Origin of the sequence: Crassaminicella indica, from assembly GCF_019203185.1 — a bacterium.
GTDB classification, from domain to species: domain Bacteria; phylum Bacillota; class Clostridia; order Peptostreptococcales; family Thermotaleaceae; genus Crassaminicella; species Crassaminicella indica.
The window spans coordinates 2,475,376-2,493,403 of record NZ_CP078093.1 but is presented as its reverse complement, the minus strand read 5'-3'; the positions used below and the strand labels follow the sequence as shown (position 1 = coordinate 2,493,403).

The following is an 18,028-nucleotide window of genomic DNA, read 5'->3' as shown; positions in this document are numbered from 1 at the left end:
TCGCTATATCTTAGAACCACTTTTTTTATCATATTCATCAAGCCATTCAAATCTATGTACAATTTCTCTTTTTACATTTTTCTTGTGTGCAGCATATAATTGAGTAGTTGTTACATTGTCATGATCAAGCAAATTTTGAACATCATAAATAGAAAAACCATTTTGAATGAGTGAAGTAGCAGCAGTAGCTCTTAATTTATGAGGGCTATATCCATTTTCTTTTGTTGTTCCTAGTGCAATGGAGGAATATTTTTTAACAAGCTGTCGGATACTTTTTTCTGTCATTCTTGTTTTTTGTAAAGATAAAAACAAAGCATCCTTATGTTTTTCAGATACAACATCATCAGAAACTCTTTCTAATTGAATATAGTCTAAAATAACTTTTTCTACGGATTTATTTAAGGGCATGTTTACTTCTTTTCCTCTTTTTCTGTAGATTTTAAAATCTCCACGGCTAAAATTGAAAGACGATATATTAAGCTGCTGGAGTTCCTTTAGTCTTAAACCATAGGTAACAAATAATACTAAAATGGCTTTATCTCTCAATTTAGTTTTTTCCCAATAAATAAGTTCTTTTTCGGTTAAACCATTTCCAGTATCTACTACATCTAGCATTTTTGCTACTTCATCAATTTCAAGTCTTTTGATTGCATCTGGCTGTGGTTTGGGAAGGCGTATAGGATTGAACCCATCCGTAATATTATTTTTGATTAATTCATCTCTAAATAAGAATTTAAATAATACAGTTAATGAAGATTTCTTCCTTGCTAGTGCTCGATTGTGGTTTTCCATAATTACTACGGTATTATTTTCTTTTACTGTATATCGTGTGCAAAAATCTCCTAAAAATCGATTGATATCTCTTGCTTTTATGGAATTGAAGTCTTCAATGGTTATATCTTTTATTTTTAGAGCTTTTGTAAGATTTGTTTCTGATGTTAAGTATTTACAGAAGAAAAATATATCTTGTAGGTATGCAAGTCTTGTTGATAAAGCGACACTATTTTTTAAATAAATAAAAAAATCCTGCATAAAAATTGGCAAAGCAGCTTCTATTTCTAGACATTTTTCTATTATTTCATTTTCTTTTTGTACAATATTATCTGGTCGGTCTGATTTATTATGTATCTTGATAATTGTTTTGTCCATAGTAAGCACTCCCAATATATAGAATAATGGTTATAATAAAAAAATTAGTATATGCATATGTTAATTTTAGCATAAAAAAGAAATTTAAATCAATGGTATGAGATTATTAATATGGGAGGTTGAAAATATGATTAGATTTGCAAATGTTGAAGATAGTTATGAGATTTCTAAAATTCACGTAGATTGTTGGAAAGATTCTTATAAGTAAGAATATAATAGATTAAAATAGATAGAAGACCTCAAGGATAACATAAACAAATTAATATCTAAACAAAAAGTGCACATAGATTGGTGTCAATAGACAATAGTAGTAGAACTATAGAAATAGAATTTTTTTAATTTAATGCAACTATTCCCTAAATATACATTTAAAGAATAGTTATATTTTGAAAAAAACCTCTTTATTATAACTTTTTATACCACTTCTTTCTTTTTACTATATTTAAATTTTAAAATATTATAATTCTAGCTATATATAATTATCATATAGATAAAATGTAAATAATATATGGTTTGAAGTTTGTTTTAAGTATATGTTTAAACGATTATATATGATCATTAATCTTAATGGTATTTAAATCTGTTGATATCTAGATCATTATAATACCTAAATCTTTTCTAAATGATAATATATTGCAATTAACCTCTTATATAAAGAAAATCGACTACTTTTGCGAACGAATGACTACATTTTTCGATCACTCAACTGATAAGGCATATCAATTGAGCATATGGTAGATATTGTATACGAATGATAGAAAGTTAGAAAATTTGTCTAATTTTTAAAGCTCAAAAATGAACCCCCCTTTTTCTTAAAGATAAAGGGAGGGTTAAATTAATTTACATAAAAATTTTATTGTAAACACTATCTATTTATAAATAAAAATCCTCTATCGTTTTATCTTTGATATCTTGGTTAATACCAATATACCTTAAAGTAACGCTAGGCGCTGAATGATTAAAAATATCCTGTAATATTGCTACATCTTTATATATTTGATAATGCCAATAACCAAATGTTTTTCTTAAAGTATGAGTTCCTACTTCGTTAATACCAACTGCTTTAGCAGCGTTGTTTAGTATTCTATATGCTTGTACTCTTGAAATAGGTTTGTTCTTCCCTTTTCTGCTTTGAAACAAATATTCTGCATCTCTCATATTTTTTATGTACACTTCAAAGTCTTTTCTTAATTGATTGTTGATTAGAAATCTCTTTTCTTTCCCCGTCTTTTTTTCTTGCAGAAGGATATGTGTTCTATTTCTTACATCTGATACTTTTAGCTTTAATAAATCACTGATTCTTAGTCCTGTATTGATCCCTGCAACAAAAAGTAGATAGTTTTTATATCCTGATTTTAGAAGTTCATTTTTCATATCTTCTATTTTATTTTTATCTCTTATTGGTTGTACAATATTCATTTTTATGCCCCCTTTTTCTACTATAATTTACATAAATATTATATTACATTAAAAGTTACAACACAATACAATAAGTAACTTTAATGTTTAATGCTTTTTACAATGTATTGATTTATCAATATTTACAACAGTTTTGATTATGTAACACAATATGCATTTTGTTACATAACATAATAAAAAGATTAAATTTTTATTATGATCTTTCGACAACTGCTTTAAAAGGGATATAAGCCATTTTTCATACAACAATATATGAAACTATCTGTATGATAAAAAAGTCTCTTAGAATCGAAATATAGAAGTCAAAAAACTAAGCCACATCAATTATCAATCATAGATGTGGCTTTTGTTCTCTTATTAAGATTTTAAATTAATTTCTTTGGATTTTAATTTTTGAAATTATTTTGAACAATCATCCTTTTTCAAACTAAAGTTTAAATAATCAATAGCATTATCCTCTAATTGTTGAATGGTATATAAATATCTTTGAGCAAGGCTTGAGCTACTCCATCCTAGTTGCTGCTTTACTTGTTTAGAAGAAGCTCCCTTTTTAAGAGCATATGCTGCTAATGTATGTCTTAAATCTCTTGGGGTGTATTCATGGTCTAACTCTGCTTCTATACATGCTTTTTTGAGTACCATTCTTATCCACCTTCCTGTTATTTTATTACCTCTATTATTTAAAAAAACGTAGCTATCTTGTGTAACTAAACCTGACAAGTTATTTTTATATTTTTGCAGAAGCTCCCATATGTCTTTATGAACTTTTGTGTATCTTTTGCCTCGTTTTGTTGTAAATATAATACCAACATTTTCGTTATCATCAATGACAAATTGATTCCATTTAAGATTGACTGCTTCGTTTAAAGTTAGACCAGATGTGAAAATTAACATTAAAATAGAATAATCTCTCAAATTGTATGTTTTTAGTATAGAAATAAGTTTATCTAGGCTTTCCCATGTGATAATTTTTTCTTTTGATATATTTCTTGATGCTGTTGGTTTAGAAATGTTTTTAAAATGATTATATGAAATATAATGATTTTCTTCTAAATAATTAAAAAAGCTGTATAATTGACTATATAATTTTTCTGCTGTTGTTATAGCAATCTTTTTTTTAGAGACTTTTTGTTTAAGATCTGTTATATATTTTTTACAATCTTCAAGGTTTGCATCTAGGAAACTCTTTCCAATAAATTCTATAAAGCTTTGTAAATCTCTTTTGTAATCTTCTTTTGTTTTTTCTTTTTCTAATCTTGATAAAAATGAAATCATAATCTCTTGGCTTGTTTTCATATTTTAAAACTCCTTTATGCAACAAATTTTATATGTAATAGTATAAAACATTTTTTGCAAATAGAAAAATAATAGATAAATCAAAAAGGTTGAAAATAACTTATAAAATAAATATACTATTAGGTGCAGCTATTATATATAATAAATATATTGAAAATAATATTTGATAGGATTTAAAATTTTAGGAGGAATGTAAATGAGTAAATTAATTAGAGTTGCAGATAGTATAAATCAAGAAATTGCTATTCTTACAATTGATGAATTTGAATTATTAGTGGATATGGTATCTATAGGTGGTATAGATAGCTGTAAAACTATTATTTCAGCAAAAGAACATATTTTTGATGCATTAGATGCCGCAGAAGAGAACGAAAAAGAAAATATAGAAATGATAAGATCTGTCAAATATAAATTGAAAGCAATTACTGAAAATCAAGCAAAAGATATTTTAGAGGTTATTTTTAAACATTATAGATTTTATAGTACCTTTCAGTATGTAGATCAAAATGAAATAATAAATCGGTTGATAAGAGAGAAAAACCAATTGCAGGAAGCATATGAGAATTTAAAGCAACTGTAAAAATATTATGTAATCCATTTGCTATTTCTGATAACAAACACCTCTAATTTATTGATCAATAAATTAGAGGTGTTTAATTATGTTAAACAGCAGCTCTTTCTATTCTTAATTTATCTGCTACCATTGCAATAAACTCACTATTTGTTGGTTTTCCTTTATCATTATGTACGGTATATCCAAATAAATTGTTGATAGTATCTACCTTTCCTCTACTCCATGCTACTTCTATAGCATGTCTAATTGCTCTTTCTACTCTACTTGGTGTTGTATTAAATTTTTTGGCTATGGACGGATATAGTTCTTTTGTTACAGCACTTAACATTTCTATATTTTCAACTACCATAGAGATAGCTTCTCTTAAGTACAAGTATCCTTTAATATGTGCTGGAACACCAATTTCATGTATAATATTAGTAATTTCAGCCTCTAAACTTTGTGTTGGACCGGAAGAACTAAATGTTGGATTTATTAATAAGTCTTTAAATTCGCTTTTCTTTTCAGGTACAAATTTTACATTACCCATAAGTTGTCTTATACGCTTAATAAAAATTTCAAAATCAAAAGGTTTTACTACATAATAATCAGCACCTAATGCAATTGCTCGTTGAGTAATTTTATCTTGTCCAACAGCGGATAATACGATTATTTTAGGAAATTTTTTCAAATTCATGGATGCTAATTTTTCTAAAACTCCTAAACCATCAAGATGAGGCATGATAATGTCTAGAACTAATACATCAGGTAATTCATTAGAAACTAAATCAATAGCTTCTAGGCCATCCTTTGCAATACCAACGATCTCTAAATCTTCTTGCTTTCCTAAATATTCACTTAAAATGTCACAAAAATCTTTATTGTCATCTGCGATCAACACTCTAATATTCTTCACTTAGTTACCCCCCTAAAAAATTTTGCATATGATTTTATACAGTTTCTTTCCAATTAAATTTATTCGACAAATACATGATATTTCCTTCTTGTTTGGTAAAGATTAGCATACTTTTTTACAGTTTTCTTTGAAAAGTTATTTTTAAATTTAAAATATAATAAGAGCACTCATTAGAGTACTCTTATTTACAATTTATGATTAATACTTATCAGCAATCTGACTATTATTTAAGAGATCTATTCCTGCTTCTTTAATCATCCATTCAATAAATAGACCATATCCTTTAGATGGATCATTTACAAAAACATGTGTTACTGCACCTATAAGCTTTCCATCCTGAATGATAGGACTACCACTCATTCCTTGTACAATTCCTCCACTTTTTTTCAAAAGTTCCTTATCTGTTACTCTTAAAACCATACTTTTTGTGCTTGGAGTACGCTGTCTATTAACTTTTTCAATATAAACTTCATATTCTTCTACTTTATTATTATTAATTGTTGTTAGAATAGTAGCTTTACCTTCGTGAATTTGATTTTGATAACTAATTTCTATGGGCTTTTGATATATATTGTTTTCGATAGGTGCATATGCTTTACCAAATATTCCAAAATGAGTATTTTTTTCTAAATCTCCAATAGGTTTGCTTGTTTCATAAAATATACCTTTTATTTCTCCAGGTTTACCTCTTTTTCCTTGTTTGACAGAAGCAACTCTCGATTTGACAATTTGTCCATGATCTACTGTTAATAGCAAACCTGTATCAACATCTGTTATAGCATGTCCTAAAGCACCAAATTTCATTGTATCAGGATGACAAAATGTTAATGTTCCTACTCCCGCAGTTTTGTCTCTAACCCATAAACCTATTCGATATTCTCCCTCATCAATTGATTTTACAGGTTTAATTTTTACATTAAATATTTTTTCTCTTCTTTTTACCTTTAATGTGATTTCTTTATTTTTATTTTGGTTAATGATACTTATAACATGATCAGCATCCTTTATTCTTGTATTGTTGATTTCTATTATGCTATCACCTATTGTTAAGCCTGCTTCACGTGAGGGATTATATTTCTTACCATCTATGCCTATAATTTCTTCTAATCCAACCACTAAAACTCCTTTTGTATTTAATCTTACACCAACAGATTGACCTCCAGGAATAACTTTAATTTTGGGAACAACATCAACTTTTAGTTTTTTTACTGGAAGAAAGCCTAATAATTTTACCTGAATGTTTGTCTGTCCTATCTTTAATGGATTAAGGTATATCGTATTTGCATGATAGCCTTTATCTTTTTGTAATAATTGTAAAACACTATTATCTATCTTTGCCGTGTCAAATTTGAAAGGAAACTTAATATCTAAAGCATGTTTCTCATTTTCAAATATTTTTATTTCTTGTGGATAATTAGAAATTGCATAAAAACTATAAGCAGAAAAAGCTGTAAAGAAAATTGCAATAAAAAACAGCAAAAAAATACGCTTGTTTTTTAAGTTATACAATGAAGATCACACTCCTATTTTCCCCTTTGAGCCATTGAATCGCCTCCATAAATAAATTTTTGATATATATTTAATTTAGCCTGTTTTATATGTTATTATTCTTGATAAAAATTGTAATATAGTTATACGAGCTTATATGCTATATGTTAAATTTTTCAAAATAAAAAATAGGCTACTTAAAGCCTATTTTTAAGCAAAATATGTAATTATTTCAAACTATTTTTAAATTGATTTCCCAAATAAATCATTTCTCTAGCATGTTCTAGTGTTAAATCAGTTAATGTAATACCACCTAATAATCTGCCTAATTCTTTAATCCTATCATTTTCTGATAGTTTATGTACATTTGTTAAAGTACTATTATTCTGATAATTTTTTTCAATATAAAAATGATGATCTGCCATTGAGGCTATTTGAGGTAAATGGGTAATACATAAAATCTGATGAGTTCTAGATAGGATTGCCAATTTTTCTCCAACAATATTTGCTGTACGTCCACTAATACCAGTATCTATTTCATCAAAGATTAATGTTGGAATACTGTCAGAATGAGCTAAAATAGTTTTAAAAGCTAACATTATTCTTGACATTTCTCCACCAGAAGCAATCTTAGCGATTGGCTTTGGTGCTTCTCCAGCATTTGTAGAAATCAAAAATTCAACCTTATCTAGTCCTTTTGGTGTAAAGATTCTTTCATCTGGTTGGTGTATATCATTTTTAAAATTTACCTTGAAAATGACTTTGTTCATATTTAATCCTTCTAGTATAGAAGTTATTTGATCTTCTAATTTAGATGCTACTGATTTTCTAATATTGCTTAGTTCAATGGATAATTCAAGATATTCATTTTTTATTTTCTCTATATTGTTTTTTACCTCAGCTGCAATAGTTTCATTATTTTCAAGTTCTTCTAGCTCTAAAAATATTTTTTCTCTGTAAGATAAAATTTCATCGATAGAATTTCCATATTTTCTCTTTAGGTTATTAATTAAATCTAATCGCTGTTCAACTTGTTCTAATAAAAACGGATCAAATTCAATATTATCTCTATAATTTCTAATATCTCTGGATACATCTTCAATAGTATAAGAGCATTCTTGCAACATATTATACATATTGTTGATATTATTATCAAGATCTTTAATGCTTTCTAATTCATGAATAATGTTGCCAATAGTATCCATAATAGATAAATATCTACCATCACCATTATATAATTTTTCATAAGAGTTTGACATGATGGTAAAGATTTTTTCACTATTAGAGAGAAGATGATGTTGTGATAATAAATCAGTATCTTCTCCAACCTTTAACTCACATGCATCAATTTCTTTGAGCTGAAATTTTAATAAATCTTTTTTTCTTTCTCTTTCTAGGTCATTTCCACAAAGCTTGATTAATTTATTTTCCAATTTTTTTAGTTCATCATATTTATTAGAAACCTTTTTTTTCAAATTTATGATATTTTCTTCATCAAAAGAATCTAAAATATCAATATGATTTTCAGGAAATAGTAGCGATTGATGTGCATGCTGTCCATGGATATCAATCAAGTATTTACTAATTTCTTTAACCAATGAAGTTGTAACAACACGATCGTTAATTCTAGAAGTACTTCTACCACTACTATAAATTTCACGTGTAATTATAATGATATCATTATCAAATAAATCGATGCCTTTTTCATTTAGTATTTTTATTAAATGCTCATTCTGCGAACGAAAAATCATCTGAATAGTAGATTTATCAGAACCGGTACGAATAAAATTTTTATCTGCTCTTTCACCAATAGCCATGTTGACTGCATCTATAATAATAGATTTACCTGCACCAGTTTCACCTGTCAGAATATTTAAACCTCCACCAAAACGAATATCTAACCTTTCTATTAATGCAAAGTTATTAATAATTAATTCTAAGAGCATTCAAATACCCCCGTACTACTTCATAAGTTTTTTAAATTTCATTACAAGTTCTTCAATTTTTTCTACATCTCGCACAAGAATAAATATTGTATCATCTCCAGCAATTGTTCCTACAATATCTTGAAGATCTAAAGCATCTAATGCAGCACAAGCAGCTTGTCCTGCTCCTATTAATGTTTTTAATACAATAATGTTTCCAGAATAATCTATTGATAAAATAGAATCCTTAAATATTTTAACTAGTCTATCTGATATAGCGCTTTCCTGATGCTTCATAGAAGCATACTTATACCTTCCAGTTTTACCTAAAACCTTTATAAGTCTTAATTCCTTTATATCTCTTGAAACAGTAGCTTGTGTTACATGAATGTTATTTTTTTTTAATGCTTCAGCCAATTCTTCTTGTGTTTCAATTTCATACTTGTCGATAATCTCTAATATTTTTGCATGTCTTGCATATTTCATATTTAGCCTCCTATCTTTTTATTTATCATATGAAATATGTGTGAACTACACCCCACTTACTTCGTTTTATATTCATAATTCTACATAATTATAAAATATCCTTTTAATTTATGCTCAAATAAATAGATAACCTTTCGGTTATCTTTTATCTAATATATCATGGGACTTTGAAACAACACTTTGAATAATACTTTCAAGATCAATTTTATTGTTCATTTTTTTATTAATCAAGTAAGCAAGATATTCAATATTTCCTTCAGGACCCTTTATTGGAGAAAATGATAACCCTTCAAGTGTAAATCCTATATCTAAAGCAAAGGATAATACATGGTAAATAACTTCTTTATGGACTTTAATATCTCTTACTACCCCTTTTTTTCCAACCTTTTCTCGTCCTGCTTCAAATTGAGGTTTAATTAAACAAACAATTTCTCCATTTTCTTTTATTAATCCTTTTACAACAGGTAATACTAGCTTTAAAGAAATAAAAGAAACATCAATAGATGCAAAATCAATCTCTTCATTGATATCTTCTTTTGTAACATATCTTATATTTGTTCTTTCCATTGAAATAACTCTTTCATCTTGCCTTAATTTCCAAGCTAATTGTCCATAACCCACATCTATTGAAAAAACTTTTTTTGCACCATTGATTAACATACAATCTGTAAATCCACCTGTAGATGCACCTATATCTAAAGCTTTTTTATTGTTTAAATCAATATTAAATTCTTTTATTGCTTTTTCTAATTTTAATCCACCTCTACTTACGTAAGGCATGACTTTTCCTTTAATTTCAATTTTTGCATCTAAATTCACTTTAGTACCAGGTTTATCGACTCTTTGATTATCTACAAAAACAATGCCTGCCATAATATTTTTTTTGGCTTTTTCGCGGGAGTCAAAAAATCCTTTTTCAACTAATAGAATATCCAACCTGTTCTTTTCTCCCATATAAATCTCTCCTATTGATTCATCATTTTTTTTATATGTTTAATGACACCATCTACATCAAGATGGTATGCTTTCATAAGCTCTTCAGTATTTCCATGCTCGATAAATTGATCAGGAAGTCCTAATATTTTTATATTTTTATCATACAGCTTATTTTTATGAAGTAATGTTAAAACTTGATTTCCAAAACCACCCTTTATTACATTATCTTCTAGTGTAACAATATTTTTAACTTTTAAGCATTCTGAAATAATTGTTTTATCATCTAGAGGCTTTGCAAATCGTGCATTGATCACTGTACAATTAATATTTTGCTTTTTTAATCTTTTGGCTACTTCAATAGCTGTTTTTACCATTTTTCCAAGAGCAACAATACATACATCTTTTCCACTTATAAGGATTTCTGCTTTCATATCTTCAATTGTATAATCATTGCTAATAGATGTAAAATCTTCAGATTCTCCTCGAGGATAACGAATAGCCAAAGGTCCTTCAAATTGTAATGCATACTTTAACATCTGAACTAGCTCAGGGCCATCTTTAGGTGCTAATATTGTCATATTGGGAATATGCATTAAAAAAGAAATATCAAATACTCCGTGATGTGTTTCACCGTCATTCCCTACTAATCCACTACGATCTATACAAAATACCACAGGTAGGTTTTGAAGGCATACATCATGGACAACTTGATCATATGCTCTTTGCAAAAATGTTGAATATACAGCAAATATTGGTTTCAATCCATTTGAAGCAAGCCCAGCAGCAAAAGTTACAGCATGCTGTTCTGCAATGCCTACATCAAAGAAGCGATTTGGATATGTAGCTGCAAATTCATTTAATCCTGTTCCTGAAGGCATTGCTGCAGTAATAGCTACAATATTAGGATTTGTCTTTGCTAAAGATACCAATGTATTTCCAAATACTGCTGAATAGCTAGGACGTGTATTTTCTTTTTTTATGACTTTTCCATTGTCAATAGAAAACGGTCCTATGCCATGAAATTTATCTGGATTTTTTTCAGCATATGTATAGCCTTTCCCTTTTTTTGTGATTACATGAATAAATACAGGTCCTTTTATATTTTTTGCTCTCTTTAGAACTACCTTTAATTCTTTTATATCATGTCCATTGACAGGACCTAAATATGTAAATCCAAGTTCTTCGAATATAACTCCTGGCACAAAAAAATATTTCAAGCTATCTTTAGCTTTTCCAGCTGTTTTATATACAGCTTTTCCAACTGCAGGAATTTTATTAAGGAGGTATTCAACATCATTTTTAACTTTGAAATATTTTGGATCTGTTCTTAGACGATTTAAATATTTAGAAAGACCCCCAACGTTTTGAGATATACTCATTTCATTATCATTTAATATAACAATAATATCTGTATTTGTATGTCCTGCATGGTTTAATGCTTCAAAGGCCATTCCTCCAGTAAGGGCACCATCACCGATAATAGAGATGACCGAATAATTCTCTCCATTTAAATCTCTTGCTTTTGCTATACCAAGACCAGCTGAGATAGAGGTACTGCTGTGTCCTGTTTCAAAGCAATCATGTTTGCTTTCAATTCTTTTTGGAAAACCACTTAATCCCCCATATTTTCTTAATGTATGAAAAAGATCTTTTCTTCCTGTTACTATTTTGTGTACATATGCTTGATGTCCTACATCCCATATAATACGATCTTGAGGACTGTCAAAAACACTATGTATAGCTAAACTTAGTTCAACAACTCCTAAATTTGAAGCTAAATGACCTCCTGTTTTTGAAACACTTTCAATTAAAAACTTACGTATGTCATCTGCTAAACATTTTAATTCTTCATCAGTTGCTGTTTTTAAATCTTTAGGAGATTTTATTTTTGATAGTAAATCTCTCACCGATTTCATCTCTCTTTCTGGTTAAATCTAATATTTTTTCTTCTTATCAGAAAAAAAATCTATACCAATTTTGTTATGAATATAGTATAGAATTTTACCAACATAAAATACAATTTCTTTTGATTTTTTTAATGCGATTTCTTTTCCTAAAGCTTTTCCTCCTACTGTAATAGAAGCAACAAATCCACTTAAAGCGATACTAAGAAAAGGAGTATGTATGTTGTTTGCTTTACTAAACTGCAAAATAATCATTGCAGCTGCTGCACCACTAACAATTCCACAGATATCTCCAATTACATCATTACAAAAATTTGCTACTGGACCTGCATTTCGTACTAATTTTACAGCAAATTTAGCTCCTTTTATTCTATTAGCTGCCATAGAATGAAAAGGTGTTTCTCTTGCAGATGCGACAGCTATTCCTACTAAATCAAATAATATACCAATAAATATAATGGTAACAAGAATAAAAAAAGCGATAAGAAAGTGAACCTTTCTAAGTACTGATTCAGAAACAAAGCTTATTCCTGTGGCTAAAAAAAATGTCCATATAGTTATAAGGACAACCCATTTTAGGTTATAACCTTTAAATTTCCTTTTTGTTTTTTTCTTTTTAGGAGTATATGTTTCGTTAGATTCTGTTTCCATCATGATCACCTATAAAATATTTAAAGTTGTATTAACCTAATAAATTATTTAAAAGAGTGGCAGCCTGTTGAGTAAATTTTACGGCTTAGGTCTAGTTGGATTTCCCAAAGAAATACTGGTTTGTCGCCAAATCAGCGGTTTCCCTTTAAATTTCTTTTTACTTTGTTGCCAAAAGTAAGACTAGATTGCCACTTAGTCCGTACTGTAATCCTCAACAGACCTCAAAAGAACAGTCTAGGAGTTTTCCTCAACAGTCACACCATTTCTTAGCCTCTTTTGCAGAATAGGTTTCGAACAGCAATAAGATGAAATCATTGGGCCCAATAACTTCATCATTGTATCTATTATCCACCTTATTCCACTCAAGGCAGGCTACTCTGCATGTAATCATGTAATATTGTAGATTACATTGCAGGTTTATCTTAAAAAAGAAAAAATTTTCTTTTTTAAGTCTCCACGAAGAGAGGGTCATCGCCCACATGCCATTGTGGATCGCCCCCTGCTTCTTACTCCCAACACTGACCCCCGACTGGGCGTCAGCAGCCAATGCAAGGAACTTCATCGATGTGCCCTTTGACGGATTTTTAGGCCCGCCTTCAGAAATGGTAGATCTGACTAGAATACTGCGCCACTCATAAAGTAAACAATATTATATCATAGAAAAATTTGAATATCAAATTACTATGTTTGCAATGAAAATACCCAAGATTGCTCCTACAAGAACTTCAACTGGTGTATGTCCAATTAATTCTTTAAGTCTTTTTTCTCCTATGGGTTTATGTTTTTGTCGATCTTCTATTATTTTATTTAATATAATGGCTTGTTTTCCAACTGCTCTTCGTACTCCTGAAGCATCATACATAACAATTAATGCAAAAGCAAGGGAGAGAGCGTAAAAGGTAGAGTCCCAACCGTGCTTAAGACCAATTGCAGTGGATAAGCTCATAACTAATGATGAATGAGAACTGGGCATTCCACCAGAACCAACAAATCTATATAGGTTAACTCTCTTTTCTTTTATAAGCGTTATGATGACTTTTAATGTTTGTGCGATAAACCATGATAATAGCGTTGCATATAATACTTCGTTTCTAGAAATTTTTTGAAAAAAGAGCAAATTATTTCCTCCTCAAACTAATATTCCCTTTTTACAAGATAATTGGATAATTGAATAAAAAATTCTGATCTACTGCCAAAATGCTCAATTGCTTTCACACTTTTATTGAAAAGTTCATCTACTTTTTTCTTTGATGCATCAAGACCGTATACAGAAGGATATGTTGATTTTTGATTTTCAGTATCACTGCCGACTTTTTTTCCAAGTTTTTTTTCATCTCCAATAATATCTAAAATATCATCTCTAATTTGAAATCCAAGACCGATATTTTTAGCAAAGACTGTTAAAGCTTCTAATTCTTCTTTGCTAGCTCCACTAAGTATAGCACCAGCTCTAATAGGTGCAATAATGAGTGCTGCTGTTTTATGATTATGAATAAAATCTAGTTTTGTTCCATCAATTTTTTTATTTTCACTCAATAAATCTACAACTTGTCCGGCAATCATACCATAAATTCCTGAAGCTTCAGCAATTTCTTTCATGGCTAATACTTTTCTTTCAAGATTTTTATGATTTTTTGAAATTGCTCTAATCATTAATTCAAATGCATAATTAAGAAGAGCATCCCCTGCAAGAATAGCAATTCCTTCCCCATACACTTTATGATTTGTAGGTTTGCCTCTTCTGTAGTCATCATTATCCATAGCTGGTAAATCATCGTGAATTAGTGAATAGGTGTGAATCATTTCTATAGCACATGCAAATGGAAGTACATCATCTATATTTCCTCCTACAAAATCACAAGCTGCGAGCATAAGAATAGGTCTTAGTCTTTTTCCACCTGCAAAAATACTATATCTCATAGCATCAAAAATATGTTTTTGAGGACTATTTTCCTTCGGTAAATATTTTTCCAAACTATCTTCTATTAAGTCAGCTTTTTTTTGTAATTCCAATTTTAAGTCCATATTATTCCTCCTTAAAGTCATCTAAATCACAAGAAGAAAAAGAAGTTTCCTTTCCATTAATAATAATATTTATTTTTTGTTCTGCATTATTTAGAATATTATTACAGTATCTATATAACTTAATTCCTTCTTCGTAAAGAGATAAAGTTTCATCTAATGTGAGGTTGCCTTCATCTAAAAGAGCTACTGTTTTCTCAAGTTTTTTTATAGCATTTTCAAAGGAATCATCATTGCTTAATTTCAAATTTTGAGATGCGTTCAAAGAAGTAATCCTCCTTTTCTTTTTTAGTAACAATGCATGATGCTATACCATCAGTTAACATAATATTAATACAGTCTCCTTTGTTTATCTTTTCGATTGAATTGATTGTTCTTTGATGCTTTTCATCAAATACAATTGAATAACCTCTTGTAATTGTAGAAAGTGGATTGATCGCTTCAAGCTTAGTTATGGAACTAATTAATCTAGTTTTGCTTTTTTCTAATCTCATATGCATATGATTTAACAAATCCTTTTGCAGTATGTCGATGGTTTGACGTTTTTCGTCAACTTTACTTTGTAAATGTATTTGTAATTTTGTTTCATCTACTTGTATAAGCTTATTTCTTTTTTCTTTTAATATTTGAGATAATGAAAAATTTATTTTATCGTAAAAGGTTTGCAGTGTATATTTTATATCTAAAATGCGAGGAACTGCTAATTCTGCTGCAGCAGAAGGAGTTGGAGCTCTTAAATCAGCTACAAAATCTGCAATGGTATAATCTGTTTCATGACCAACAGCCGATATAATAGGTATTTTGGAAAGATATATACTTCTTGCAACATTGTTCTCATTAAAAGCCCATAATTCTTCAAGGGACCCTCCACCTCTACCTATAATAATCAAATCTATATCTGTAAAATTTTTATTAATTTCATCAATAGCTTTAGCAATTTCTAGCCCTGCATTTTCTCCTTGAACTAATACAGGGTAAATCAGAATATCCACGTAATTATTTCTTCTTGTTACAACAGAGATTATATCTCGAATTGCAGCTCCCGTTGGAGATGTAACTACAGCGATCTTTTTAGGAAAAAATGGAATAGGTAGCTTTTTATCAGGGTCAAACAGTCCTTCCTTTTTAAGCTTTATTTTTAACTGTTCAAAAGCTAGATGCAATGCTCCTATTCCGTCAGGTTCCATTTCTTCTATATACATTTGATATTGTCCATCTCTTTCATATGTAGATATATATCCTTTAACAATTACCTGCATACCATTTTCAGGGAAAAATTTTAATTTAACATTATTTCCTTTAAACATAACACAGTTTATTTTACTGTGTTTATCTTTAAGTGATAAATAAAAATGTCCGCTTCCATGAGCTTTAAAATTTGAAATTTCTCCCTTTAAAGTTATATGGTTTAAAATAGGATCGCTACTTAATACTTTCTTTATATATTTGTTTAATTCTGAAACAGTCAAAGCTCTTATTCGCATTGTGCTTTTGCTGCCTTTAAAGTGTTTTCTAGTAGCATAGTAATTGTCATTGGACCTACTCCACCTGGAACAGGTGTAATCCATGAGGCTTTCTTTGAAGCTTCTTCAAATTCTACATCTCCAACTAATTTATTATTTACTTTTCTAGTTCCTGCATCAATAACAATAGCTCCTTTTTTAATCATATTACCCTTTATCAATTCTGGTACACCTACTGCAGCAACAACAATATCAGCTGTTTGTACATATTTGTCTAGGTTTTTAGTTTTAGAATGACAAATAGTTACAGTAGCATTTTCTTTAAGTAATAGTATTGCTACAGGTTTACCAACAATATTGCTTCTTCCAATAACTACAGCATGTTTTCCTGTAATATCTTCTCCAGTTCTTTTAATTAATTCTAGTATTCCTTTAGGGGTACAAGGAATAAAGCTTTCTTTTCCTAAAAAGAGTTTTCCTGTATTTACTGCATGAAAACCATCTACATCTTTAGTGGGGGCTATATGTGAATTAATAAGATGCTCATCTATTCCTTTTGGAAGAGGCAATTGAACTAAAATTCCATGTATTTTTTCATCATTATTTAACTTATTAATAAGATTTAGTAGTTCTTGTTGAGTAGTTTCTTTTGGAAGCTTATATACCTCTGAGTGAAAACCAACTTTTTTACAGGCTTTTTCTTTCATTGACACATATACATGAGAGGCAGCATCGTCTCCCACAAGCACTACTGAAAGTCCAGGAGTAATTCCATAATTAGCTTTTAGTTTTTTGACCTCATTTACAATATGATTACGAATTTCCTCAGATATCTTTTTACCATCTAAAATTTTAACTTCCACAAATACTCCCCCCTATATAAATTTATTTTATTGCCAACAGAGCTGTTCCAACAGCATTATCTGTACAATATTTACTATCTCCAAAATAAATTTCATATTCCTTTTGTATATTTAATGTTAGATAATTTCTAATGTATGAACTAGATGCTACTCCACCAATCATTAATATTTGTTTTAAACCTGTAATTTTAAGTGCATTCAAAATAGCTTCTTTTAAAGAATATGATATGCATTCAAATACAGCCTTTGCCAACAATTCTTGATTCGTATTTTTTTCTATTAATTTATATACAGCAGTTTCAGGTCCTGAGAAACTAATATGAGTATCCTTTATAGATGCTGATAGTTTTATTTCATCGCTTAAAGCTTTTAGAGCAAGTGCATCCATTTTCTTACCAGCTGGGAACGGATAACCTAATTTTACACCAATGCGATCAATGAATTGTCCAGCACTAATATCTGATGTTCCTCCTAAAATATTTATATTATAGCCTAATTTACCATTGTTTTTAACATGCAAAATTTCGGTAGTGCCTCCTGAAATATGCACAGCAATAAATTCATGTTCAAGTTTTTGATTTATTGACCACTTAGCAGCTTCAATATGCCCCTCCTGATGACTAAATTCTTTATATGAACAGTTTAGAGTATTTGCTATTGTTCTTCCAATGGATTGAGCTACTTTAAAAACTGGCATATATGACCCTTCTATAGGTCTTGGTCTATTACTAACAGCTACAGCTTTTATATAAGATCCTAATCCTGAAATTTTTTCAAATAAAATAGGTATATTGTTGATATGTTGAAAGAGGGCATCAGATTGTCTTAATCCTCTCTTACCCTCTTTAACAACAAGTATTTTCCTATGATCTAATATCAAATTAGCTTGTTCATTTACTATAGCAATAGAAGTAGTATAATTACTTGTATCAATGCCTAAGATAAGATTTTCCATTT

At 29.2% G+C, this 18,028-nt stretch carries 17 protein-coding genes; 1 reads left to right on the top strand and 16 read right to left on the bottom strand.

Annotation, left to right across the window (positions count from 1 at the left end; all coding sequences use genetic code 11):
• Window positions 1-3: 3 nt before the first annotated feature.
• The 3 genes from KVH43_RS11885 to KVH43_RS11875 form a co-directional block, all read right to left on the bottom strand.
• Window positions 4-1,149, bottom strand: coding sequence for a tyrosine-type recombinase/integrase (locus KVH43_RS11885; RefSeq protein WP_218282734.1), 1,146 nt, complete (start codon window positions 1,147-1,149; stop codon window positions 4-6).
• Window positions 1,150-2,022: 873 nt separating this feature from the next.
• Window positions 2,023-2,568, bottom strand: a complete 546-nt coding sequence (locus KVH43_RS11880; protein ID WP_218282733.1) for a site-specific integrase — start codon at window positions 2,566-2,568, stop codon at window positions 2,023-2,025.
• A gap of 399 nt (window positions 2,569-2,967) precedes the next feature.
• Window positions 2,968-3,864 carry a tyrosine-type recombinase/integrase gene (locus KVH43_RS11875; protein ID WP_218282732.1) on the bottom strand — a complete coding sequence of 299 codons (897 nt, stop codon included), beginning with the start codon at window positions 3,862-3,864 and terminating at the stop codon, window positions 2,968-2,970.
• 196 nt (window positions 3,865-4,060) lie between these two features.
• Between KVH43_RS11875 and KVH43_RS11870 the strand changes: the two genes are divergently transcribed.
• Window positions 4,061-4,444 carry a hypothetical protein gene (locus tag KVH43_RS11870; protein WP_218282731.1) on the top strand — a complete coding sequence of 128 codons (384 nt, stop codon included), beginning with the start codon at window positions 4,061-4,063 and terminating at the stop codon, window positions 4,442-4,444.
• An 82-nt stretch (window positions 4,445-4,526) separates the two neighbouring features.
• Here the strand turns inward: KVH43_RS11870 and spo0A are convergent, their stop codons facing one another.
• The 13 genes from spo0A to KVH43_RS11805 all read right to left on the bottom strand — a co-directional run bounded on the left by spo0A (window position 4,527) and on the right by KVH43_RS11805 (window position 18,026).
• Window positions 4,527-5,333 carry a sporulation transcription factor Spo0A gene (gene spo0A / locus KVH43_RS11865; protein WP_218282730.1) on the bottom strand — a complete coding sequence of 269 codons (807 nt, stop codon included), beginning with the start codon at window positions 5,331-5,333 and terminating at the stop codon, window positions 4,527-4,529.
• A 198-nt stretch (window positions 5,334-5,531) separates the two neighbouring features.
• Window positions 5,532-6,842 carry a SpoIVB peptidase gene (gene spoIVB / locus KVH43_RS11860; RefSeq protein ID WP_255547761.1) on the bottom strand — a complete coding sequence of 437 codons (1,311 nt, stop codon included), beginning with the start codon at window positions 6,840-6,842 and terminating at the stop codon, window positions 5,532-5,534.
• Window positions 6,843-7,048: 206 nt separating this feature from the next.
• Window positions 7,049-8,767 (bottom strand): DNA repair protein RecN, encoded by a 1,719-nt coding sequence (gene recN / locus KVH43_RS11855; RefSeq protein ID WP_218282729.1) that lies wholly within the window; start codon window positions 8,765-8,767, stop codon window positions 7,049-7,051.
• Window positions 8,768-8,782: 15 nt separating this feature from the next.
• Window positions 8,783-9,232, bottom strand: a complete 450-nt coding sequence (locus KVH43_RS11850) for an arginine repressor (RefSeq protein WP_218282728.1) — start codon at window positions 9,230-9,232, stop codon at window positions 8,783-8,785.
• 138 nt (window positions 9,233-9,370) lie between these two features.
• Window positions 9,371-10,186, bottom strand: coding sequence for a TlyA family RNA methyltransferase (locus tag KVH43_RS11845; protein ID WP_218282727.1), 816 nt, complete (start codon window positions 10,184-10,186; stop codon window positions 9,371-9,373).
• An 11-nt stretch (window positions 10,187-10,197) separates the two neighbouring features.
• Window positions 10,198-12,084 (bottom strand): 1-deoxy-D-xylulose-5-phosphate synthase, encoded by a 1,887-nt coding sequence (gene dxs / locus KVH43_RS11840; protein WP_218282726.1) that lies wholly within the window; start codon window positions 12,082-12,084, stop codon window positions 10,198-10,200.
• 18 nt (window positions 12,085-12,102) lie between these two features.
• A complete protein-coding gene (locus KVH43_RS11835; RefSeq protein WP_255547760.1) occupies window positions 12,103-12,723 on the bottom strand; it encodes a hypothetical protein in 621 nt (206 codons plus the stop codon).
• Window positions 12,724-13,396: 673 nt separating this feature from the next.
• Entirely contained in the window at window positions 13,397-13,840 is a 444-nt protein-coding gene (locus tag KVH43_RS11830; protein ID WP_218282725.1) for a divergent PAP2 family protein, read from the bottom strand.
• 17 nt (window positions 13,841-13,857) lie between these two features.
• Window positions 13,858-14,748, bottom strand: coding sequence for a polyprenyl synthetase family protein (locus KVH43_RS11825; protein WP_218282724.1), 891 nt, complete (start codon window positions 14,746-14,748; stop codon window positions 13,858-13,860).
• A gap of 1 nt (window position 14,749) precedes the next feature.
• A complete protein-coding gene (locus KVH43_RS11820) occupies window positions 14,750-15,010 on the bottom strand; it encodes an exodeoxyribonuclease VII small subunit (RefSeq protein ID WP_255547759.1) in 261 nt (86 codons plus the stop codon).
• Window positions 14,976-16,229 carry an exodeoxyribonuclease VII large subunit gene (xseA, locus tag KVH43_RS11815; RefSeq protein ID WP_218282723.1) on the bottom strand — a complete coding sequence of 418 codons (1,254 nt, stop codon included), beginning with the start codon at window positions 16,227-16,229 and terminating at the stop codon, window positions 14,976-14,978. Before xseA ends, KVH43_RS11820 begins: the two co-directional genes overlap by 35 nt.
• Window positions 16,220-17,071, bottom strand: a complete 852-nt coding sequence (folD, locus tag KVH43_RS11810) for a bifunctional methylenetetrahydrofolate dehydrogenase/methenyltetrahydrofolate cyclohydrolase FolD (RefSeq protein WP_218282722.1) — start codon at window positions 17,069-17,071, stop codon at window positions 16,220-16,222. Before folD ends, xseA begins: the two co-directional genes overlap by 10 nt.
• 22 nt (window positions 17,072-17,093) lie before the next feature.
• Window positions 17,094-18,026, bottom strand: coding sequence for a tRNA (adenosine(37)-N6)-threonylcarbamoyltransferase complex transferase subunit TsaD (locus KVH43_RS11805; RefSeq protein ID WP_218282721.1), 933 nt, complete (start codon window positions 18,024-18,026; stop codon window positions 17,094-17,096).
• Window positions 18,027-18,028 lie beyond the last annotated feature (2 nt).

Coding starts and splice junctions, on each gene's coding strand:
- KVH43_RS11885 (WP_218282734.1), bottom strand. CDS start 1,149: ATGGACAAAACAATTATCAAGATACATAATAAATCAGACCGACCAGAT.
- KVH43_RS11880 (WP_218282733.1), bottom strand. CDS start 2,568: ATGAATATTGTACAACCAATAAGAGATAAAAATAAAATAGAAGATATG.
- KVH43_RS11875 (WP_218282732.1), bottom strand. CDS start 3,864: ATGAAAACAAGCCAAGAGATTATGATTTCATTTTTATCAAGATTAGAA.
- KVH43_RS11870 (WP_218282731.1), top strand. CDS start 4,061: ATGAGTAAATTAATTAGAGTTGCAGATAGTATAAATCAAGAAATTGCT.
- recN (WP_218282729.1), bottom strand. CDS start 8,767: ATGCTCTTAGAATTAATTATTAATAACTTTGCATTAATAGAAAGGTTA.
- KVH43_RS11850 (WP_218282728.1), bottom strand. CDS start 9,232: ATGAAATATGCAAGACATGCAAAAATATTAGAGATTATCGACAAGTAT.
- KVH43_RS11845 (WP_218282727.1), bottom strand. CDS start 10,186: ATGGGAGAAAAGAACAGGTTGGATATTCTATTAGTTGAAAAAGGATTT.
- dxs (WP_218282726.1), bottom strand. CDS start 12,084: ATGAAATCGGTGAGAGATTTACTATCAAAAATAAAATCTCCTAAAGAT.
- KVH43_RS11835 (WP_255547760.1), bottom strand. CDS start 12,723: ATGGAAACAGAATCTAACGAAACATATACTCCTAAAAAGAAAAAAACA.
- KVH43_RS11825 (WP_218282724.1), bottom strand. CDS start 14,748: ATGGACTTAAAATTGGAATTACAAAAAAAAGCTGACTTAATAGAAGAT.
- xseA (WP_218282723.1), bottom strand. CDS start 16,229: ATGCGAATAAGAGCTTTGACTGTTTCAGAATTAAACAAATATATAAAG.
- KVH43_RS11805 (WP_218282721.1), bottom strand. CDS start 18,026: ATGGAAAATCTTATCTTAGGCATTGATACAAGTAATTATACTACTTCT.